At 65.9% G+C, this 22169-nt stretch carries 19 protein-coding genes and 1 pseudogene; 4 read left to right on the top strand and 16 right to left on the bottom strand.

Annotated elements, in window-relative coordinates:
* Window positions 1–9 precede the first annotated feature (9 nt).
* Entirely contained in the window at window positions 10–750 is a 741-nt protein-coding gene (gene fabG, locus ABZ789_RS06095) for a 3-oxoacyl-ACP reductase FabG (protein WP_358420453.1), read from the top strand.
* A gap of 37 nt (window positions 751–787) precedes the next feature.
* Window positions 788–1999, top strand: coding sequence for an acetyl-CoA C-acetyltransferase (locus ABZ789_RS06100; RefSeq protein ID WP_358420456.1), 1212 nt, complete (start codon window positions 788–790; stop codon window positions 1997–1999).
* Window positions 2000–2083: 84 nt separating this feature from the next.
* Here ABZ789_RS06100 and ABZ789_RS06105 read toward each other — a convergent pair.
* The 14 genes and pseudogenes from ABZ789_RS06105 to ABZ789_RS06170 form a co-directional block, all read right to left on the bottom strand.
* A pseudogene (locus tag ABZ789_RS06105) lies at window positions 2084–3196 on the bottom strand (class I SAM-dependent methyltransferase).
* A gap of 82 nt (window positions 3197–3278) precedes the next feature.
* Window positions 3279–4172, bottom strand: a complete 894-nt coding sequence (locus ABZ789_RS06110; RefSeq protein ID WP_358420458.1) for a LysR family transcriptional regulator — start codon at window positions 4170–4172, stop codon at window positions 3279–3281.
* A gap of 4 nt (window positions 4173–4176) precedes the next feature.
* Window positions 4177–5046 (bottom strand): LysR family transcriptional regulator, encoded by an 870-nt coding sequence (locus ABZ789_RS06115; RefSeq protein WP_358420461.1) that lies wholly within the window; start codon window positions 5044–5046, stop codon window positions 4177–4179.
* Between the two features lie 71 nt (window positions 5047–5117).
* On the bottom strand, window positions 5118–5879 hold the full coding sequence (locus ABZ789_RS06120) for a crotonase/enoyl-CoA hydratase family protein (protein ID WP_358420464.1): 762 nt from the start codon (window positions 5877–5879) through the stop codon (window positions 5118–5120).
* Window positions 5880–5990: 111 nt separating this feature from the next.
* Window positions 5991–7556 (bottom strand): AMP-binding protein, encoded by a 1566-nt coding sequence (locus tag ABZ789_RS06125; protein ID WP_358420467.1) that lies wholly within the window; start codon window positions 7554–7556, stop codon window positions 5991–5993.
* A 189-nt stretch (window positions 7557–7745) separates the two neighbouring features.
* Complete coding sequence (locus ABZ789_RS06130) at window positions 7746–8069, bottom strand: putative quinol monooxygenase (protein WP_358420470.1); 324 nt, start codon at window positions 8067–8069, stop codon at window positions 7746–7748.
* An 11-nt stretch (window positions 8070–8080) separates the two neighbouring features.
* Window positions 8081–9730 (bottom strand): chaperonin GroEL, encoded by a 1650-nt coding sequence (gene groL, locus ABZ789_RS06135; protein WP_358420473.1) that lies wholly within the window; start codon window positions 9728–9730, stop codon window positions 8081–8083.
* A gap of 30 nt (window positions 9731–9760) precedes the next feature.
* Window positions 9761–10792: an NAD(P)-dependent alcohol dehydrogenase gene (locus ABZ789_RS06140; RefSeq protein WP_358420475.1), complete on the bottom strand. Its 1032-nt coding sequence runs from the start codon at window positions 10790–10792 to the stop codon at window positions 9761–9763.
* Window positions 10789–11544: an iron-sulfur cluster assembly protein gene (locus ABZ789_RS06145; RefSeq protein WP_358420478.1), complete on the bottom strand. Its 756-nt coding sequence runs from the start codon at window positions 11542–11544 to the stop codon at window positions 10789–10791. Before ABZ789_RS06145 ends, ABZ789_RS06140 begins: the two co-directional genes overlap by 4 nt.
* Complete coding sequence (locus ABZ789_RS06150; RefSeq protein ID WP_358420481.1) at window positions 11541–12584, bottom strand: amidohydrolase family protein; 1044 nt, start codon at window positions 12582–12584, stop codon at window positions 11541–11543. Before ABZ789_RS06150 ends, ABZ789_RS06145 begins: the two co-directional genes overlap by 4 nt.
* A 14-nt stretch (window positions 12585–12598) precedes the next feature.
* A complete protein-coding gene (gene mimD / locus ABZ789_RS06155) occupies window positions 12599–12940 on the bottom strand; it encodes a propane 2-monooxygenase effector subunit MimD (protein WP_358420484.1) in 342 nt (113 codons plus the stop codon).
* Entirely contained in the window at window positions 12937–14043 is a 1107-nt protein-coding gene (locus ABZ789_RS06160) for an aromatic/alkene monooxygenase hydroxylase subunit beta (RefSeq protein ID WP_358420487.1), read from the bottom strand. The genes mimD and ABZ789_RS06160 overlap by 4 nt, the downstream gene beginning before the upstream one ends.
* Window positions 14044–14084: 41 nt before the next feature.
* Window positions 14085–15128, bottom strand: coding sequence for a 2Fe-2S iron-sulfur cluster-binding protein (locus ABZ789_RS06165; protein WP_358420490.1), 1044 nt, complete (start codon window positions 15126–15128; stop codon window positions 14085–14087).
* 81 nt (window positions 15129–15209) lie between these two features.
* Window positions 15210–16838, bottom strand: a complete 1629-nt coding sequence (locus ABZ789_RS06170; RefSeq protein ID WP_358420493.1) for a methane monooxygenase — start codon at window positions 16836–16838, stop codon at window positions 15210–15212.
* Between the two features lie 184 nt (window positions 16839–17022).
* Here ABZ789_RS06170 and ABZ789_RS06175 point away from each other — a divergent pair, with 184 nt between their 5' ends.
* Together ABZ789_RS06175 and ABZ789_RS06180 are read left to right on the top strand one after the other, a co-directional pair.
* A complete protein-coding gene (locus ABZ789_RS06175) occupies window positions 17023–18834 on the top strand; it encodes a helix-turn-helix domain-containing protein (RefSeq protein WP_358420495.1) in 1812 nt (603 codons plus the stop codon).
* Window positions 18835–18849: 15 nt separating this feature from the next.
* Window positions 18850–19371: a pyridoxamine 5'-phosphate oxidase family protein gene (locus ABZ789_RS06180; RefSeq protein WP_358420498.1), complete on the top strand. Its 522-nt coding sequence runs from the start codon at window positions 18850–18852 to the stop codon at window positions 19369–19371.
* 20 nt (window positions 19372–19391) lie between these two features.
* Here ABZ789_RS06180 and ABZ789_RS06185 read toward each other — a convergent pair whose 3' ends face one another.
* Entirely contained in the window at window positions 19392–20903 is a 1512-nt protein-coding gene (locus ABZ789_RS06185; RefSeq protein WP_358420501.1) for a TerD family protein, read from the bottom strand.
* Window positions 20904–20908: 5 nt separating this feature from the next.
* A complete protein-coding gene (locus tag ABZ789_RS06190; protein WP_358420504.1) occupies window positions 20909–22129 on the bottom strand; it encodes a TerD family protein in 1221 nt (406 codons plus the stop codon).
* Between the last annotated feature and the right edge of the window lie 40 nt (window positions 22130–22169).

Genomic DNA, 22169 nt, shown 5'->3' on the forward strand with positions numbered 1-22169 from the left:
GAATCTTGGATGTCTCTGCTGGAGAATCGCACTGCCGTCATCACCGGTGCCGCTCAGGGTATCGGTTTCGCCATTGCACAGGAATTCGTCGCCGCCGGTGCCCGCGTGGTGATCGGCGACCTCGACCTCGACGCCGCGAACGCCGCCGCGGAGAAGCTCGGCGGCCGTGACGTCGCCCGCGCGGTGCGGGCGAACGTCGTCGAGTCCGACGACTGGGACACCCTGCTCGCCGAGGCTGTCGACGGTTTCGGCTCGCTCGACGTCGTCGTCAACAACGCGGGCATCACCCGCGACGCCACCATGCGCACGATGACGGAGGAGGACTTCGATCTGGTCATCGCGGTGCATCTGAAGGGCACCTGGCACGGCACCCGCAAGGCCGCCGCGATTATGCGTGAGGCCAAGCGAGGCGCGATCGTCAACATCTCCTCGCTGTCCGGCAAGGTCGGCATGGTCGGTCAGACCAACTACTCGGCCGCCAAGGCCGGCATCGTCGGCCTGACCAAGGCCGCCGCGAAGGAGATGGCGCACCACGGTGTGCGGGTCAACGCGATCCAGCCCGGCCTGATCCGCTCGGCGATGACCGAGGCCATGCCGCAGAAGGCCTGGGATCAGAAGATGAACGAGATCCCGATGGGCCGGCCCGGTGAGGTCGGCGAGATCGCCTCCGTCGCACTGTTCCTCGCCTCCGACATGTCCTCCTACATGACAGGCACCGTCCTCGAGGTCACCGGCGGCCGCTTCATGTAACGGTCGCTCCGTCACCCGGTTCTCCCGAAAGGTCATCATGCGCGAAGTAGTCATCTGCGAGCCGGTCCGTACTCCGATCGGCCGCTACGGAGGAATGTTCAAGTCCCTCACCGCAGTCGATCTCGGTGTCGCAGCACTGAAAGGGCTGCTCGAACGCACCGGTGTTGCGCCCGAACAGGTTCAGGACGTCATTCTCGGTCACTGCAACGGGAACAGTGAGGCACCTGCGATCGGCAGGGTCGTCGCACTCGACGCCGGACTGCCGGTCACCGTGCCCGGCATGCACATCGACCGTCGCTGCGGTTCCGGTCTGCAGGCCGTCATCCAGGCCGCCTTCCAGGTCGGCAACGGCGACCACGATCTCGTCGTCGCCGGCGGTACCGAGTCGATGAGCAATGCCGCGTTCTATTCGACCGACATCCGTTGGGGCGGCGCCCGCAGCGGTGTGCAGATGCACGACGGTCTCGTACGGGCGCGCTCCACGGCCGGGGGACGCTTCTACCCGGTGCCCGGCGGCATGATCGAGACCGCTGAGAACCTGCGTGCCGAGTACGGCATCACTCGTCTCGAGCAGGACGAGCTCGCCGCGGAATCGCACGCCCGCGCCGTCGCCGCGCAGAAGAACGGCATCCTCGCCGAGGAGATCGTGCCGGTCACCGTCAGCAGCCGTAAGGGCGACGAGGTCATCGACACCGACGAACACCCGCGCGCCGACACGACCGTCGAAACGCTCTCGAAGCTCCGTCCGATCATGGGCAAGCAGGACCCCGACGCCACCGTCACCGCCGGCAACGCCAGCGGCCAGAACGACGCGGCGTCGATGGCGATCGTGACCACCGCAGAGAAGGCGTCCGAGCTCGGTCTGACCCCGCTGGTGCGGATCGTCTCGTGGGGTCTCGCCGGTGTTCAGCCCAAGATCATGGGTATCGGCCCCGTACCCGCCACGGAGGTCGCACTGAACCGGGCCGGCATCACCCTCGCCGACGTCGACCTCATCGAACTCAACGAGGCATTCGCCGCGCAGGCACTCGCGGTGACACGCGAGTGGAAGTTCGGCAAGTCCGACTTCGAGCGCACGAACGTCCACGGTTCCGGCATCTCCCTCGGCCATCCGGTCGGCGCGACCGGCGGGCGCATGCTCGCGACCCTCGCGCGCGAACTGCACCGTCGCGGAGCCCGTTACGGCCTCGAGACCATGTGCATCGGCGGCGGGCAGGGCTTGGCCGCGGTCTTCGAACGCGTCTCCTGACATCCGAACCCGCGGCGGCGGGGAGGTCGTGTGCGTGTTTCCTGGGAAGCCCGCACGACCTCCCCGCCGTTCTGCCAGACGGCCCTATCCGGTGCTGAGCAGGTAGAAGCGGAAGAATCCGAAATCCTCGATGGGCAGAACGTCCACACCGGCGAAACCCGCGTCGAGTGCGTAGCGCCGGAGCGTGGCGGGGCGCATGACCGTTCCTGTCGCGGCGCTCGGTGTGTGGCTCATGCCGTCGGGAAGGCACACCGTGAGGCTGTAGCCGTACATGAGTCGTTCGAGGTCGTCGCCGGGAGCGGTGAAGGTCTCGGCGACCGCTTCGTCCATGACGATCATGAACCCGCCGGGTGTGAGCGAACGCCGTACCGCAGCGAGAACCTCGACCGGATGCGGCATGTCGTGGAGGCACTCGAATGCGAACGCCGCACGGAAATGTCCTCCCGGCAATTCGGATGCGTCGCACCGGGTGAAGGTGACCCGTTGTGCCACATCGTCGCCGACGCGGCTCTCGGCATCGAGATTCGACCGCGCGAGATCGACCGAGGGGGCATCGATGTCGACGCCGTGCACGCGGGCATCCGGATAGGTGCGCGCCAGCGTGATCGTGGACCATCCTCCACCGCAACCGATATCGGCGATCCGTGCGCCGGGCTCGCCGAGCACCCGGTCGATCTCGGATATCGAGCGCAGGGCGCCGGGTAGCGACTTCTCGAACAGTGCTCTGTTCGCATCGGCCTGGGATTCCCGCACGTCACGGCCGAACCGGCTCCAGCTCACGCCACCGCCGTCGCGATAGGCCTCCAGCAGACCGGGAAGTTGCATGGTCGCGCCGCAGATCATCCGGGCGAGCGGCGCGAGATAGGACAGGCTGTGGGGATCGGTGAGTACCTCGCGACCCGCGCGCGACAGGACGAAGCGGGGCGGATCACCGTCGTCGACGCCCAGCAGGCCTGTCACGGCCTGCTGTTCGAGCCATTCGCGGGTCTACCGCGGGTGGGTGCCGGTGCGTGTCGCCAGCTCGTCGGCGTCGGCGGGCCCGTCCTCGGCGAGGCTTCGATACCAGCCGAGACGGTCACCTAGCAGGATGGCGAGGGTGTCCATGCTGCCGAGCACGGAATCGAGGACGCGCTGCGCGAAGGCGTCGACGGAGTCGAGATCGGTGGGGGAGGTCGTCGAAGCGGACATACGGATCATCTCCCGAAGCGGAAGCAGGCGTCGTACCCGTCCATCCTCGCGCCCGGCCTTCCGGATGTCACCGTCCCCCGGAAAGTCGACGTCACTCCTTCGGCGTGACGACCCCGGACGACCGTACGAAGTCGACGAACGCCCGGCCCGCCTTCGACAGCGACGCCGGGTCGAACACCAATCCGTACGCCTGCGCGAAGGTCGGCTCGCACGGACGGACCACGGCCACGTCCTGCACCGACTCGGCGAGGGAACGTTCGACGAACGATCCGCCCAGACCTGCGAGCACCATAGGCAGGCGGGCCTCCCGATGGTCGGTGAGTACCGAGATGGGCCGTCGCACCTCGGCGCGCCGCAGCGCGTGATCGATCGAATCGCTCACCGACCCCATACCTCGCGGTACGAAGACCATCGGGATGTCGGGGAGATCGGCCAACGGCAGAGGTCCGGGTGGGAGGTCGGTGCCGGGTGGATAGGCCAGCCAGTACTCCGTCTGCCCGAGCTCGATGATCTCGAGCCCCACCTCGTCCTCCCGGGACAGATGGGTGACGACGAATTCGCAGTGACCGTCGTGGATCACCGAGGCCGTGGACTCCTCCGTCCGCAGATCACCGAGCCGCGCGGTGACCTTGGGATGCCGGCGCCGGAATTCGGATACCAGATCGACGATCGGCCCGGTCGCGAGAGCGGGGAACACCATCAGATCCAGGCGGCCGGTCACCTCGGTGGTGGACACCGTCAGCAACTCCTCGACCACGTTCACATCGCGCAGGATCTGCCGGCTCGGACCGATGAGAGCCTTGCCCGCCGCTGTGAGCACCATGCCGCGCCCGATGCGATGGAACAGCTGCACGCCCAGCTCACGTTCGAGACTGCGCAGCGCCTGGGAGACGGTGGGTTGCGCGACCCCGAGTTCGGCGGCGGCACCGTTGATGCCGTCGTTCTCCACGACGGCGAGGAAATATTCGACCTGCCGGAACTCCATGTGGTCACCCCTCCCAGGTGCTGGCAGTGGTGGTCGCGACGAAGGTCGCGGCCGCCGGGGAAGGTTCGCCCGGTCGCATCACCAGTCCGACGGGACGCAGGAACGGCGGGTCCAGCGACCGCACCACGGCGCCGGGGATCTGCTTCTCCGCGACGCGTCGCGGAACCACCGTGCCGGCCGTACCACGTTCGACGAACTGCCACAGGGCGGCCTGGTTGGCGCAGTCCACCACGACATTCTGTTCCCCGAGCAGTTCACCGGTGCGCGCGGCGCTCGCGCGGGACCCGAGGTCGAGGACCAGCGGGAAATCGCGGACCTGCGCCCGTGTCACCGGGTCGGGAACGTCGGTCGCGAGATCGGGATGCAGAGCGAGCACCATCTCCTGCTCGAGCACCGGCACCGTGATCATGCCGGCGTGCTCGACCGACAGGTCGGTGATGCCGATCTCCGCTTCGCCGCGGCGCAATGCCGCATGCACCCCGGCCGGCCCTTCGGCGTCGCTCACTCGAACGGTCAGCTTCGGGTAGCGGCTGCGGAAGCGCTGGACGAACTCGATGACGGGGTGGATCGAGAACGTCGCGTAGGTCACGATCTCGACGCGGCCGGCCTCGAGATCGCGTACCGCCGCGACCTTCTGTTTCGCACGCTCGACGTCGGCGAGGATCCGGCGCGCCGCGACCTCGAGAGCGCGGCCGTCCTCGGTGAGCGTGAGCCGGCGTCCGGTGCGGTCGAACAGCGTGGTACCCAGCCGGCGTTCGAGGGTGCGGATCGCCTGCGACAACGACGGTTGCGAAATATACAGAGCACGAGCGGCCTTCGTGATTCCACCGTGGTCGACGACAGCCACGAAGTAGGTCACGAGGTGCAGGTCCACCCGGCTATCCTAGGCGACGGTGTGAATCGGGCCTCGGGAAACCTGCCGTGACCACCGGATGCGCGGCAGGTCTACTCGCCCTTCCAGACGGGTGCGCGCTTCTCGGCGAACGCCCGAGCGCCCTCTTGTGCATCGGACGACGCGAACACCGGGTCGATGAAGGCGCGCTGGGCGGCGAAGGCATCGGGATCGGTGTAGCCGGCGGCCATCGAGACGACCTGCTTGGTCGCGCGCACCGCGAGCGGGCCGTTCGCCGCGACGCGAGCCGCGAGTTCCTTTGCCACCGTCAGGGCCTGGCCGGGTTCCGTGACACGGTTGACCAGCCCGTGTGCGTAGGCAACCTCGGCGGTGAGCGGATCGCCGGTGATGGCCATCTCCATCGCTACGGGATACGGCAGGATCTTCGGCAGACGCAGGAGTCCGCCCGCGGCCGCTGCGAGCCCCCGCTTGACTTCGGGGATACCGAATTTCGCATCCCGCGACGCGACGATCAGGTCGGCGGCCAGGGCGAGTTCGCATCCTCCGGCCAGTGCCCAGCCCTCGACGGCGGCGATGAGCGGTTTGGTCGGCGGGGCCTCGGTGATGCCACCGAAACCGCGTCCCGGGATCGTCGGACGTTCGCCTCGGGCGAAGGATTTGAGATCCATTCCCGCGCAGAATGTTCCGCCGGATCCCGTGAGGATACCGATGGTCAGGTCGGGGCGCGCCTCGAACTCGTCGAGGGCTGCGGCCAGTGCTTTCGAAACCTCGAGGTTCACGGCGTTCTTGGCCTCGGGGCGGTTGAGGGTGAACACGGCAACGCCGTCGGCGAATTCGGTGAGGACAACGCTCATGTCAGTCTTCCTTCGAGTGGGTCGGGCGCGGAGAAAGTCCAGCGGTCAGGGATGCCGCCGTCGAAACGGACGACGTCCCTGGCGGCGAGAACGATGAGATGGGCTCGGGTTTCACGGCGTGCTTTCCTCCGACACTCGGGCGAACTCGTCGCGCAGTGTGCGCTTGAGGACCTTGCCGCTCGCATTGCGGGGCAACTCGTCGACGAAATGGATGCGCTGCGGCTTCTTGTAGGAGGCGAGGCGTTCGACGACGAACTCGAGGAGTTCGGCCTCGGTCGGCGTCCCGGCTCCGGGCGCGACCCGTACGATTGCGGTCACGGCTTCACCCCAGCGATCGTCCGGAATTCCGACGACGGCGACCTCGGCCACGGCGGGATGCTCGGCCAGGACGGATTCCACCTCGATCGGGTAGACGTTCTCGCCGCCGGTGATGATCATGTCCTTCACGCGGTCGGTGACGAACAGGTAGCCGTCCTCGTCGAGGTGTCCGGCGTCGCCGGTGCGCAGGAAACCGTCCGCGGTGAACAGGGCGACATTCTCCGCGTCGCGGCGCCAGTATCCGGACGTGTTGTTCCGCGACCGGCACACGATCTCACCCGTCTCGCCGACGGGAAGCGGTTCGCCCGTGGCGATGTCGCGGATCTGCACTTCGATGCCCGGAAGCGGGGTTCCGGCCGAACGCAGCAGGTAGGAGCGCGGTCCGTGAGGGTCGTGGTCGTGGGCGCGCAGGGCAGTGAGGGCACCCATCGTCTCGGTCATGCCGTAGCGCTGCACGAAGCGGCAGCCGAGGACGTCCATGGCCCGGGCGAGCTGGGTGGGCGTGATCGGGGAGGCGCCGTAGGCGACGAGGCGCAGACTCGACAGGTCGTGGTCCGCCAGCCCGGGCATCTCCACGAGCATGCCGATCGCGGACGGAACGAGGAAAGTGTGGGTGATGCCGTACCGGGAGATCGCGGCAGCCACCGGTTCCGGGCGCATCTCCCCGAGCAGCACCAGGTGCACGCCGGCCGACAGGGTCGTGCTCATCCATCCCACACCGGCGATGTGAAAGAGGGGCAGGGCGTCGAGAGCGACGGAATCGTCGGTGAATTCGTAGATCTCGAAGTTCCGGGGTTCGTTGAAGATGTTGTGATGTCTCGCCACCACACCTTTGGGAAGTCCGGTCGTCCCGGAGGTGTAGAGCTGCAGGACCTCGGCCTGCGGATCGTCGCCGAAGCCGGGATCGACACCGTCACCGGAGGCGACGAAGTCGTCCCACGCACGCGCGCCGGGAACCGAGGAGGCATCGCCCACCACGACGATCTGCACATCCGGCAGTGCCTCGGCAGCAGCACGCGCGGACGCGGCGAACTCGTCCTCGGCGATCAGAACGTCGAGCCGGGCGTCGTCGGCGATGTCGGCGATCTCGTCGGGACGCAGGCGCCAGTTCAGGGGCGTGAACACCAGTCCGGCCTTGGCACAGCCAACGAACGAGGCCGCGCCGGGAAGGTCCATGCGCAGGAGCGCGCCGATCCGGCGGGACCTGGAGGGGACCGTCGTGAGCGCCGAGGCGACCCGGTTGGTGAGCGTGTCGAATTCGGAGTAGGTGAGTGTCGTTCCGCCGGAACTGACTGCGGCCCGATCCGGATGTTCTGTCGCAAGCTGCCGAATTCGGTTGGGAAGGTGCAACTCGCTCACATCACGCTCCTGCTCGACACGGACACTGCGGACGTACCGTCCACGCCGGTCCAGTCGATCACGACGGTGACGGCGGCCACAAAGACCTGCCGCCGCACGAATCGTTAGGACAAACCTATGGGCGCGCATCGAACAGGGGTGTGTGCCGGGATCGGACTCCGGCACACACCCCTGTCGTCGATCGGTGGATCAGCCGATTTCGAGTTCGCCCATGCGCGCCCAGTCGGTGCCGGGAATCTCCGTGTTGAGAATGCGGGGTGTCTCGGCCAAGGCCGGCCGCATCGCCTCGAGTCCCTTGCGGAAGTGGTCGGACTTCACGTGCTCGGCACCGGCATCTCCGTCACGGAACGCTTCGACGAGAACGAACTCGGACGGATCGTCCACACTCCGCGACCAGTCGAACCACAGGTTCCCGGACTCGCTGCGGGTTGCCTCGGTGAACTCCGCAGTCGTCTCGAGCCACCTGTCCTGGTACTCGGGACGCACCTTGAAACGGACCACGATGAAGATCATCTTTCCTCCGGTCAGTAGATGTTCGAGGGGCGGATCATGCCTTCGGCGAGGTCGCCGAAGCCGGGTGCGGGGATCGCTCCGGGATTGCCCACGACCTCCTCGACCACGGCGGTCTCGGTGGTGATGAGCAGGGCAGCGATCGAGGCCGCGCTCTCGAAGGCCGCCCGGGTGACCTTGAACGGGTCGATCACGCCCTCGTCGAACATATCGCCGTACTCGCCGGTGAGGGCGTTGAATCCGTGACCGAGCGGCAGCCCTTCGACCACCTCGACGACCTGATCACCGTCGAAGCCTGCGTTGATCGCGATGCGCCGCAGCGGTTCGGCGAGTGCCCGGCGCACGACGTCTCGGCCGACCGCCTCGTCGCCGGGCAGGTCGAGGTCGGTCAGTGCCCGGTATGCCTGTCCGAGTGCGGTACCACCACCGGCGACGACACCGGCTTCGAGTGCCGCGCGGGTCGCGGCGAGCGCATCCTCGACCCGCAGCATCCGCTCCTTGAGTTCGACACTCGTGGCGCCACCGACCTTGATGACGGCGACACTGCCGGTCAGGCGCGCGAGCCGTAGCTGCAGGGCGTCCTGATCGGCTTCGATGCGGGCCCGGCCGAGCTGGGTCTCGAGCTGCGAGATGCGTGCCCGGACGAGGTTCGGGTCGCCGTGGCCGCCGACGATGGTCGTGTCGTTCTCGGTCACCGTGATGCGATCGCAGGATCCGAGGTGCTCGCGGGTGACCTCCGACAGTTCGATGCCGGTGTCCTTCGCGATCACGTGACCGCCGAGCGCCACCGCGAGATCCTCGAGTTCCGCGACCCGGCGGTGCCCGAAGCCCGGGGCACGCACGACGACGGACTGCATGGTCTTGTGCATGTTGCCGCCGACGAGCAGGTGCAGGGCCGGCCCGTCGACGTCCTCGGCCAGCACCACCAGGGGCCGGTCCGCGCGCTTGGCCGCCTCGATGCTCGGCATGATGTCCTGCACCTGGCCGATCTTCTTGTTGGTGAGCAACACCAGCGGGTTCTCGTGGACGGACTCCATGTGCTCGGGGTCGGTGATCATGTAACCCGAGATGTAGCCGTGGTCGAACTCGATGCCGTCGACGACATCCACGGACATGCCGAGCGTGTCGGATTCCTCGGTGGTGACGATGCCGGAGCGTCCCACGTGGGCGACGGCGTCGGCGATGACCTCGCCGATCGTGTCGTCGTCGCTGGCCGCGAGCGAGGCGATGCGGGCGAGATCGTGACGGTCCCGGATCTGCACCGAGTGGGCGTGCACGGCATCGACGACGACGGGGACCGAGCGTTCGATACCGCGACGCACCCTCATCGGATTGGCACCCGCCTCGACGGCCCGCAGCCCCTCGCGGACCATGGCCTGTGCGAGCACTGTCGCGGTGGTGGTTCCGTCACCGACCGTCCCGTTGGTCTTCATGGCGACTTCTTTGACCAGCTGCGCCCCCATGTTGGCGAACGGGTCGCGCAGCTGGATCTCCCGGGCGATCGTGACCCCGTCGTTGGTGATGGTCGGAGGGCCGGTGAGTTTCTCCAGTACGGCGTTGCGACCCTTGGGCCCGAGCGTCACCTTCACCGCGTCGGCGAGTGCGTTGACGCCGTACTCGAGCAGCGTGCGGGCTTCCTGTTCGAACCGCAGTTCCTTGGCCATTGCGGGCTCTCCTTTCGTCGGTGATGCGGTTCAGGAGCCGGGGACGAGGATCGCGCGGCCGCGCACGCGACCGGCGTCGAGATCGTCGATGGCCTGCTGGAACTGATCGAGCGGGTATTTCGTGGTGTGGAGCGTGACCTTGCCCTGCGCGGCGAGGACCATCAGGTCCTGCAGGTCGTTGTAGGAGCCGACGAGATTGCCGATGAAGTTGATCTCCGTCGAGATGATGTCGATGGTGGGTACGTCGATGTTCTCGCCGTAGCCGACGACGTAGTAGTTGCCGGCGCGGCGCAGCATCGCCACACCCTCTTCGGTGGCACCACCTTCGCCGACGAAGTCGATGACAGCTTCGGCGCCCTTGCCGCCGGTGAGGTCGAGGACCTGCTGTACGTGCGTGCCGTCCGCGACGATCGCGTGGTCGGCGCCGATCTCGGCCGCGAGCTTCACTGCGTCCGGATTACGGTCGACGACGACGAGCGTGGCGGGTGAGATCGCTTTCAGCACCTGTATGCCGATGTGTCCGAGCCCTCCGGCGCCGATCATCACACAGGTGTCTCCGGGACGAAGGGTCTTCGCGGCCTTGGCAACCGCGTGATAAGCCGTCAACCCGGCGTCGGCCAGCGCAGCGACGTCCGCGGGTTCGAGCGAGTCGTCGATCCGCACCACGCTGCGGGCAGTGGTGCGCAGGTATTCGGCATAGCCACCGTTGGTGTCGATGCCGGGGAAGGCATTGTTCTCGCAGTGCACGTCGTCACCGGACCGGCAGGCGCGGCACTGCCCACACGTGATCAGCGGGTGCAGGATCACCTTGTCGCCCACCGCGACGTTCGTGACCGCATCGCCCACCGCGTGCACCCAGCCGGCATTCTCATGACCGATCGTGTACGGCAGGTCGACCCCGCTCTTCTCGGCCCACTGGCCTTCGAGGATGTGGAGGTCGGTGCGGCACACGCCCGCTCCGCCGATTCGGACGATCACATCGAGTGGGCCTTCGATCTCCGGTTCCGGAACATCGGTGAGTTGGAGTTTCGTGTGGTACCCCACGACCTGCACGGCCTTCATGACACTCTCCTGACTGGAACGGGCGAAGTTGATCGGACATCGACGATCCGCGGGACCTCCGCCCCGTCGTCGTCGGAATAGCGGGTGGCGAGAAGGCCGCGGCAGAAGTGCGAGTTGCCTTCCATGGATATGCGTACGGACTTCGCGAATCTCAGCCGCATCGGAATCTTCTCGGCGGGGATGGTCCTGCCGTCCTCGTCGACGAATGCCCGCCCGGCCGGACACAGGGTCAGACCGAGGGCCAGGCGCCGCCGGAGCAGAGCCGATCGGTGGCGACCCGGCGGGATGTCGCTCAGGGTGAGCGATCCGACCTCGTCGACGGTGAGGTCCGTCTCGCGGAGCATCGATTCGATGCATCGCTCGAGCGCTGCGAGGTGGGCCTTGCGCAGGAAGGTCCGGCGAAGATCCTCGAGACTGTCGACGGCCTCGACCCCGAAGGTGCCGCGATAACCCGCATTCGCTGCGAGGCCGTCGTTGATCTTGTCGCTGTCGTGGTGATCGTCGAGCATGATCCGCACCCGGCCGATGCCCTCGACGGCCTCGAGTACATCCTGCGCGTCCGAGGCCATCAGGTAGGCGAAGTTGGGCGAGCAGAATGCGGTGGGCAGACGCAGGTGCACGGTCACACCCTCGTCGTCGAGAACCACCGAACGGACGAACCCGAGGTCGGTGATGGGTTCGTCCAGCTCGGGGTCGACGACCTCCGACAACGCCAGCAGGACGTCGTCGGCCGTCACGGGTTCGGTGGTCATGACGACGCCGCTTCCTGCGCGCCCGCGGCGACCTCGACCCCTTCCTGTCCCGCCGGTTCGGGAAGACGCAAGTGCTCGGGCACCTCGATGTCGTAGAGCGCGGCCGCGTTGAGGCCGAGCACCTTCTTCTTCTGCTCGATCGTCAGCGGGGCGTATTCGGTCATGTCCTCGGGGATCTGGAAGTCCACGAACTTCTCGATCAGCCACCGCGGTGTCCACAGCGCGTAGTCGCTCGAGAACAGGATCTTGTCCTCGCCGATCCAGTACATCAGCTCGCCGATGATCTGTGCGAAATAGCGCGGTCGGGTGTGGATGAACGGAATCGCCACGGCCAGACCTCCGTAGACGTTGGACTCTTGGGTCGCGATCCAGCAGAAGTCCTCGAGCCGGGGCAGGCCGACGTGTTCGACGATGAACCGCAGGTCGGTGTAGTCGGTGGCGACCTTGTCGACATCGGCGACGTCGAAGGCGTCGCGGTCCAGCGGCCGGATCGTGGGCCCTTTGTGAACGTGGATATTCTTGATACCCAGCTCGATACACTCCTCCAGGTACCGCCGCGACCATCTGTCGTCCAGCTTGTATCCGCGTGAGTCGCCGAACCATTCGGCGGTGTAGAGCTTGACGCCCTGCAGGTTCATACTCTCGGCGTCGCGCCGCAGCTGCTCGAGGCCGGCCTCCCCGTTACGCGGATCGTAAGCGTGGTTGTAGGTGAGCTTGCCCGGGTTCTTGCGGGTGAGTTCGAGGCACTCCTCGGTCTGCCCGAAACCGTCCTTGTAGAACTCGCTCAGCAGGGTCGCCTGGAAGATCGCGTGGTCGACGTACCCGTCGACGAACAGATCCTTCATGAATCGTTCGCTGCCGTAATAGGCGTAGGTGTCGAAGTCCCACACCTCGTCCTGTGGGCTGAGATTCTTGTGGTAGTCGTAGAAGCAGTCGATGAACTGCTGTCCGTGAATGTTCTTCAGGTTGGAAGGCCTTGCGTCCCAGATATGTACGTGTGCGTCAACGATGAAGTAGTTCTCGTCGTCCTTGGTGTACATGCGGTCCTCGATTCCTAGGGCGCGGTGAGGTCGAAGCCGATGTACTCGGCGGCGTCCTCGGGGCTGGCGAACAACATGGTCTTGTCGTCGAGATGCACCATGCGTCCGTAGTGGGTCGAGCTGATCTCCTCGAAGACGGATCCGTCGAAGTCGCTGCCGAGAGCCTCGGTCAGCTCGTCGTAGTCGAACTCGAGCAACTTCGTGCCGTCGACGCGGATCATCGAGGGATACTCCGTCAGTTCGACCCCTTCCTTGGCGCCCATGACGTCCGCGACGACTCGTCCGATCGGAGTGTTCATGAGCGTCACTCCGCACTTGTTGGAGAACTCGGTGGAGGATCCGAAATTCATGCTCACTGGTCCAGCTCCTTCGGTGCTTCCAGGCCGATCTCCTCGAGCAGGGACCGGAACTTCGACTGGGCGGATTCGAAACTCGTGGCGAAGGTGACGGCCTTGTCGGACGGCTGCGACCAGATCGGCTGCAGCGATCGGGCCGCCTCGATGCAGCGCGGCACCCACGTGCTCATCCAGGTGGAGAACAGCTCCTTGTTGGAATCGCCGAATTCTTCGTCGCGCGTGAGCATCCGGTACAACGACCGGGTGTAGGACAGATCGCGATCGTAGTCGTGTTCGCCGGTGCCGACGATCGTCGGAGTGATGTAGTCGCCGTTCCGCGCAGCGATCTGCATGATCAGCTCGGACCGGAAGAGCGATCCCACGAGTTGCTCGAAAATGATGTTGGTGGCGAAAAGCAGCTCGCACCAGTCGCCGACCGCGGTCAGCCGCTCCACCACCTCACGGGTGCCCTGCCACTCCGGTGCGGACTGCCAGACCTCCTTGTGCACGGAGCCGTCGAAGGGCACACCGGACTCGGAGAGGTCGAGATTGAACAACGCCAGATCCTGTGCGAAACGCAGCTTGTGCGCCGCGTTGACAGCAACTGCGTTGTTGATCATGTTGGTCGGACCGGATCGCTGGATCGAGGTGAAGACATGCAGTCCGAGGCCATTCTCGGCATGCATCCACGCGCCGAGGTTCCGGGCGATGAAGGTGAGCCAGGGGGTGTTCCACATCTCGTAGGCGTGCGCGCGTTTCGCGTTCTTCAGGCACAGATCCACCTGCCGGACGACTGCCGCGTTGTTGCGGTAGATCGACTGTTCCCATTCCTCGTTCGGATCGCGGAACTGGTGCCAATCAGAGGATTTCGCGTCCGTCCAGTCCTTCGGATAACCTCCGGGGCCGCCGGCGAACCCGTAGATCCAGCCCTGGCTGAGGTATCGTTCCGGGTCGGGTTGCACGTCGACGGTGACGTCCTCGTAGGTCGTCGCCCGCAGCTTCGCCGGCTTGTAATAGTTGTAGCTGCGGCTCTTCGAGCTCGGGAACTCCAGGGCGCCGGCCTCGGCATCGGTGAACTCGATGCGGGGGAAACTGCGCCGGTGAGGTTCTGCAGTGGCGGTCATCTGTGGATCCTCCTGTCACTGGGACGAAGTGGGGACTTCGATTACTCGAAGGTGGGGCTGGTGAACTTGTCGTAGAAGATCTGGTCCTTCGGCACGCCTCTGCTCTCGAGCAGATCCAAGGTTGCATCGACCATCGGAGGGGGGCCGCACAGATACGTCTCGCACCGGTGCAGTTCGCTCTCGTGGGCACCGACGACGTCCGGAACCATCCCCGTTTCCACTCCGGTGATGCCGTCGGGTAGGGAGCCCGTATTCTCCGACAAGCATGGCACGAAGACGAAGTCCCGTAACGTTTTCGTGAATTCTCGTATCTCGTCGAGATAGAAGAGATCGGCGCCGGTGCGGGCGCCGTAGTAGAAGCGCACCGGCCGGGGATCGCCGGTCTCGCTCATGTGCCGTAGCAGCGACAGGATGGGCGCCATCCCCGCCCCTCCGCCGATGCACACGATGGGCAGTACGTGACCGTTCTTGAGCGTCGACGACCCGTAGGGTCCGGTCAGATCCAGTTCGTCACCGACCTTCAACCCACCGTCGAGCAGGCCGGAGAAGACACCTCCGGGGTACTTCTTGATGAGGAACTGGACACGATCGGAGGTCGCGGGGGTCGTGGCCATCGAGAACGATCGGTGGTCGTCCGTCCCGGGAATGGTGATGTCGGCGTACTGGCCGGATTTGAACTCGAACGCTTCGGGCCGGGTGGGGCGAACTTCCAGGGAGACGATGTCACGGGTCACGGGTTCGATCGAGAGTATCTGTGCCCGCACGTTCTGGATCGGCGCGCCGCCGAGGAGTTCGTCCTCGTCGAAGTTCAGCAGTTCGATGGTGCAGTCACTGAACGCGTGTGCGCGGCAGAGCAATACGTAACCCTCTTCGGCCTCCGCGTCGTTGCATGCGAACGTCGAGTAGCGGTCCATCTGGATCTCACCGTCGAGGATGTAGGACTTGCAGGCCGAACATTGCCCCTCGCGACATCCGTGCATCAGATGGATGCCCTGCCGGAAAGCCGCGTCGAGGATCTTCTCGTCCTCGCTGACGTCCATCTCGATGTCGACGGGTTCGAAGTGGATGCGGTGGATGTCGGCCACGGGAACCTCCTGTGCGTCGGAGTAGGGACCCGGCCGGCGCGGATTCGGGGAATGAAACCGAGCCGGCCGGATCGGGTTGTGTCAGAGTGGGGTAGCGCCGGCGCGGTATTCCGCGATGTGCGCTTCCCGTTCCGCATCCGACATCTGGTTCAGCAGCACGTTCGGACTCTGGAAGGTGTTTCCTCGCATGTCGTCCAGGGTCCACATCTTCTTCGGGTCCAGGTCGAGGTGTGGCTGCCCGACGAGCGTCCGGCCGTCGTCGCGGACATAATCGAGATCCTTCACGATGTCGGCGAGATCCTTGTCGTGGTGCAGGGTCTCCCATTCGCGGAAGCCGGTGAGCCGTCCCATGTTCGGCGTCTCGCGGCCCTGATATTCGCTGCGGAACGCGACCGCGTCGGTCCAGTAGCACGGTTCCGAGCAGTATGTGCGCCACTGGCCGTCGACCTTCTCGACCACCATGTCCTCCCGGATGAGGCACGGCACCATGCAGGTCCAGCAACGGTGGGGATACTGGTATCCGACATCCTCGAAGGCGATCGGCTTGTTGCGGCCGGGGTATGCGAGCCGGTTGTAGTTCTCCCACCACTTGCCGAACTTCGAGTACCAGCCGGGATATTTGTCCTCGAACCACTCGAAGTCGGCGTCGGTCATCGCGTCGATTCGCCAGTAGTTCACCGGCCAGCCGGTCGCGAAGAACCGTGCGACCTCGTGCACGTAGCTCTTCTCGGTGATGCGCTTCCACGCTTCCTCGACGAGATCGTGCGGAATGGTCAGTCCGTACTTCTCGAGCGGCAGCAGGTAACTGCGGTAGTAGTCGTCGTAGATCCACCGCCGCCACATCTCCGCATAGGATTCGCGGTCCTTCCGGCGGTCCTTGGTGCCGTACTCGATGAACGTGCCGATCGCTGCGTCGACGACGCAGTGGTTGTTCCACCAGGCATAGCGCAGGTCGCGTTCGAGGAGTGGGCGGTTGCGTTCGTCGGCGAGCGCCATCAGCAGGATCGAGTAACCGTTGGAGATATGCCGGGATTCGTCCGACTGCACGGAATGGAAGACCGTGGGCAGCAGATAGTCGCCGTTCGCGGCGGCTTCGTCCGGCATGGCGACGAACAGCGTGTTCGTGAAGGCGGTCTCGGCAACCACTGTCAGGTAGATGTTCGCTGCCGTGATCGCATCGCCGGTGATGAAGCCTTCACCGAACTGCCGCCCGATGGTGCCGGCGTAGTTGTTCGCGAAGGCCTTCTCCGTGATGTCGAAGCCGGCCGGATCGATGTAGTTGTTCATGTACAGCTTCTTGAGGTTCATCTGAATCGTGGAGTGACGAACCTCGTCGATCATCTGCACCGCGAGCCCATTGTGGATCTCGGGATTGGGCACGGCGTCGATCGCCATGGGCATGGCGCGTGCCGCCGAGATCTCGGGGAATGGGATGATCGACAGGAACAGCTTCTGCCATTCCAGCCAGCGCTGCTGGACCTGACGGAACATGTTGCCACGAATCGCGCCGTCCATCGCGCCGTAGACGCGGTTGTCCTTCTCCTCTTCCATGGGGAAGTACGACCGCATGATCTGCTTGAGCGGATCCTTCTTCGGGGCCTTCTCGAAGGTGTAGTCGGTGCCGAAGCGCGTCGCGGGGGTGGCGAAGGTCGGTTCCCACGACAGCTCGGTGATCTTCGCATGCGCCTTGGTGAGGCTCTGCCTACTCAATGTGTGCCTCCTGGATCGGGACCGGCTGCTGCCGGCCGTGGGAGATCGGGGTGAGGCCGATACAACCGCTTACGAGGCGCACAATCTGTCTCAATGTGAGACGTGGATCACAGTTTGAAGGTTAAAGTAGTGGTTGAGTAATCCGAACAGCGATCCGTGGCGACCGACAATCGGGAGATCGACGGTGAGTGCACAGAGGCCGGGCGCTGCGTCGAATCGCGCAGCGTCCCGCGGTGAAGCCGGAGGTAGCGCGATCACATCAGGCGACGGTGGGCGGCGGCGGAACTGGTTACGTGTCTCCTGGCTGCGGTCGGAACAGGCGAACGTCGACACCGACCAGCCGGGCGCCGACTACGTCGACCCGGAAACAGTGGACACCGTGCTCACCCGCGCCGCAGCACCGGTATTCGACGTGATGGCGCGCGAGATCGAGAGCGAACCGGTCTCGCTCATCCTCACCGACTCCACGGGAACCGTGCTGCATCGACGACTCGGGGACAGCGGCCTCGGCGAGGCACTCGACAGTGTTCATCTCGCTCCAGGATTCCGATACGCGGAGACGAAGGTCGGCACCAACGGCATCGGAACCTCACTCGAGGTCGGCGCGCCGCTGCTCATCCGCGGGGACGAGCACTACAACGGGCAACTGCGGCGGTTCTCGTGCGCGGGGGCTCCCGTGACCCATCCGGTGACCGGTGCTGTTCTCGGCGCCGTGGACCTGACCACGCTGGCCGAGAACACCAATGCGCTCCTGCTGTCGTTCGCGAAGATGGTCGCGCACCGTATCCGGGAACAGATCCTCGAAGAGGCCGGTGAACTCGATCGGGCCCTGCTGCGCGACTACCATCTCGCCTGCCAGCGCTCGGGCAGGCCGGTCATCGCCATCGGCGACGAAGTGCTCATGATCAACGAACTCACGCAGCGGGTGTTCGACTCGCGCGATCAGGCCGCGATCATCGACCGTACCCGCGACTCGCGAGGCAGGTCCGAGCCGTTCACGCTCCTCGCCGACCTGCCCAGCGGCGTCACCGCGCGATTGTCCTATCGCCCCACCTTCGTCGACGACAGGCTTGCGGGTGGGATCGTGCACATCAAGGAACAGGTGAGCCGTCGGCGGCCACCTTCCGGTGGTCGCGTTCGTACACCTGTTCTGCGTACCGTCGCCGGGACGAGTACCACGTGGAGACGAACCGTCGAAGAGATGATCGACGCCTGTGCGCGGCGCGAGTGGATCGTCGTAGACGGTGAGCCGGGGACCGGCAAAGCCACTCTGATCCGGGCGGTGCACGAGTATTCCAGGAGCGGACGTGTTCTCGTCTCCGTGGATGCGTCGACATCGAGCCCCGACGAGACGGTCGAGCAGGTCGCTGCGGCCGCGGAGGATGGTTCGGATCTCCTGATCACACGTGCGCACAGTCTCGACGACGAGACGCTCGATGCCGTGAGCGAACTTCTACTCGGTGTGTCCTCGAATTCCGCTGCGGAGGATTCCTGGGTGGCGATCACGACGCACCCGGCCGACGGCCTGCCCGACACCCGACCGCTCTTGCGGCTGTTCCCGAAGACGGTAGTGGTGCCGCCGCTGCGCCACCACATCGAGGACCTTCCGGAGCTGTCACGATTTCTGCTCGACTCCATGGGCGCGGCGAATTCGACACTGTCCCGACCTGCGGCGAACCAGCTCGCACGACTGTCGTGGCCCGGCAACGTGAGTCACCTGAAATCGGTGCTCGAAGACATCTGCAGACGCCGGCGCTCCGGAACGATCGAACTCGAGGATCTGCCCGCAGAATGCCGGTCCACCACCCGCCGTCGACTGACGCGGCTCGAGTCGCTCGAACGCGACGCGGTCGTCGAGGCACTCGCTCTTCTTAACGGTGACAAGTCTGCCGCGGCAAAGGCCCTCGGAATGTCGCGGGCGACGATCTACCGGAAGATCCGCGAGTACGGGATCGAATACAGAGCAAAATCGGTCAGGTCTCGCGATCACTCGTGATGTGAGAATGACGGCATGCGCGAAACTGCCGACGAACTCGGCGAACTCCAGACGCTCCTCGACGTGTCCTTGTCCCGCTCCACTTCCCATCTGCGGTCGATCATCGACCGGCAGACCACGGCGACCGCCGCGCAACTCGTGGAGGTGCTCACCGGTATGTGCGTGCTCACGCTGGCGACGGTCACCGCCACCGGTGAGCCACGGATCAGCGGCGTGGACGGCCACTTCCTGCACGGGAAGTGGCATTTCGGTACGGCCCGCAGTGCCGCCAAGGCCCGCCATCTCGCTGCTCGCCCCGCCGCCAGCGTGGCCCACATGCGCGGGGAGGACCTGGGGGTGTTTGCACACGGGAGAGTGGAGATACTCAACCCGCAGCACGGTGCGCCGGCCGACGACTGGCCGGAACTGCTCGCGTACTTCAAGTCCTTCTACGGCGCGGACGGGTTCGACTGGGACAACGATGTGGTCTATTACCGCCTGCACCCGCAGTGGATGACCGTCTACGCGCCCGATATCGCGAAGCTGGTCGACGGGTGACGAACAGCCGTCCGAGTCGATCAGTCCTGCAGCGAGTTCCCATCCAGCACACCGCGCAGGTGCTCGGTTTCGGTCGGCAGCCTGTCGGGTGTGAACACCCAACGGCCTCCCGTCCACGGATCGGCCAGTCGTCCGTCCACCGGCAGGGTCTGGGCGTCGCTCCGAAGGATGCGCACGACCGGATCGTCGTCGTCGGGTGGATCGCCCGCGAGAACGACCGAGATACGTCCACCGCCAACAGATCTCGTGATCCGGACAATCTGCAGGAGGTCCTCGTGGTCGTAGCCGTACGGGAATCCGCCGAGGACGACGAGTACCGGTGAGGTCGGCACGCCCCCGTCCACCTGCTGAGCGAGGACGTCCAGATCCAGTGCATCGGCCAGGCCTCGAAGCTTGGCCGGGACCTGTGCGCGGTCGTGGACAGGTGGCCCGGCGAATCGTGCTGCGGTGAGGGCTTCGAGTTCGGCCAGGCTCCGCCCGGGATCGACGAGATGCACAAGTGTGCCGGGCCGGGCAGCGAGCAGCCGGACCACCAGGGATGAGACGACGGGCCCGAGTTCGGCGGGATCACCTTCGACCCACAGTGGACGGCTCAGCGGCGCCGGCAGGCCGAACGGAATGCGCAAGAACTCGTGATCGGCTGTCAGCTCGCCGATGAGCACGCCGTCGCTCGCCGTGTTCGCCCGCTTCCAGGCAGGGGAAGTCCAGGAGGCGAGAGCGGGTGGCAGGGTCGCGTCGAGGGTGAGCAGTTCGGCGGCGAGCGCTGCGCTGTCATCCCGGTACCGGGACTCGGCTGCTTCCACGAGAGCGTCGTAGCGTCGTTGTGCACGCCCCCTCACCCGTTCGGCCTCAGGCCCGGTGCGGCGAGCGGGGTCGGTCACGGCCGCCGAGAGTTCGTCGTCGAGTCGCTGTCGAGCGAACTCGATGCTCGACGTGTACGCGGCCGTCGACCGGGCAGCGTCCTCGAAGATGCGCCACAGCATTTCGAGAGGTGAGAGCCCGACAGCCGGTGTGGGCACTTCCTCCCCCTGAACCTGTGCCGCGTCCGTGGCGGAGATCTCCGGCGGAGCCTCGACATCGACTCCGTGCGCGGTGAACATCTCGACTAGCCCGCCGGCGTAGCCCTGTCCGAGCGCGCGCACCTTCCAGGTGTCGCGGTGACGGTATATCTCCCAGCACAGCAGTGCGGTCTCGGTGCCCGCCCCCGGTTCCACGTGAAACGTCGCGACGGTGCGTCCCGTCGCGACGGTCAGGCAGGTCGCCACCGGCACCGGTCGCTCGCAGCCCACCGCGCACAGCACTCGTGCGCCGGGCCGGATCGCATCGACGTCGACTACGATCGCATCGCCGTCGATCCGCACACCGGTCGTTGCGGGCTGGTTGTAGAACACCGCGTCGTCCGACGAGGTCACCTGGAGCCGGTCGTCCACGACGAACGCGCAGAGGTCCAGCAGGACGGACGCGGTCGCCGTGAAACGGACCGTACGGGTCGACAGCGGGGCGTTCTGCCCCGCTGTGAAGTGCTCGTCCACCGGCTCTACGAGGCCAGGAATCTGCCCAGTTGCGGCGCGGCCTCACCGGGATGCTTGGCCTGCATGCCCTCACCGATGGCCTGCAACTTCCACTCGCTGCCCTGTCGGTACACCTTCGCCATGACCATTCCTGTGAAGGGCATGCCACCCTGCAGCGTGTAGCGGGCGAGTTCGCTGTTGGTGGTGCCGTCCACCAGACGGCAGAACGCGTTCTTCACCTGCTCGAAGGTGTGGCCCTTGTAGGAGGTCACGATGAACATCACGGTCGTGACGTGGGCGGGGACGCGCGTCAGATCGACGAGCATCACCTCGTCGTCGCCCTCACCGGCTCCGGTGAGATTGTCGCCTTCGTGCTGGACCGAGCCGTCCTTCGAGCGCAATTGGCCGTAGTACACGACGTCGGCGATCTGATTGTCGGCGAACAGCACCGCCGACGCGTCGAGGTCGATGTCGGCGGAGCGGTTGCCGAACAGCCCACGCTTCTCGACCGGATCCCAGCCGAGCCCCATACGCAGGAAGGTCAGTGCGACACCGCCGTCCTTGCGCAGCGTGACCTTCTGGCCCTTCACCAGGCTGACGGGACGATCCTTCGTGAGGCTGACCTCGGCCGACTGGGCCGGTGACGTCGGCTGAACCGGTTGCGCCGGAGCGGGCGGGGGAGCGACGGGCTGCGGCGCAGGAGTGGGCGGCTGCGGTGCTGCGGCAGCCGGCTGGGCCGGGGCGTCGTCGACGGACACACCGTGGTCGGTCACGAGCGCTGCGAATCCGCCGGCATATCCCTGCCCCACGGCGCGGACCTTCCACGCACCCTGGCGCCGGTACAACTCCAGCGCGATCACAATGGACTCGCTGCTCAGCCCGTCGATCCGGTACTCGTACAGCACGGTTCCGCTGCTGTCGGACACGCGCGCGGTGGGCGGCGCGAATCGGCCGAAGCTGCTCGAGGGATCGTCGAGGGTGATCACGGCACGCACCTGATCGATGTCGGCAGGCACCTGCGCGAGCGACACAGCGAGCGACGCGGCCTGCCCCGGCGCTCCGGAAACGAGGCGCACGCCCGGGCCGGTCGGCTGGTTGAAGAAGACGAAGTCGGCGTCGGAACGCACCTTGCCGTCGGCCTTGACGAGCAGCGCGGACAGATCGGCGGGCGTGGTCAGCTCGAGCGAGACGACGACGTCGGACGCGGTGAGCGGTCCGTTCTGACCCTTGGAGAGCGGAGTCGGCAAGAGATATGTCCTCACTGTGCGGGTGGCCGGGTGACCTCTA

The organism is Rhodococcus sp. NPDC047139 (assembly GCF_040643435.1).
Classification (GTDB): Bacteria; Actinomycetota; Actinomycetes; order Mycobacteriales; family Mycobacteriaceae; genus Rhodococcus.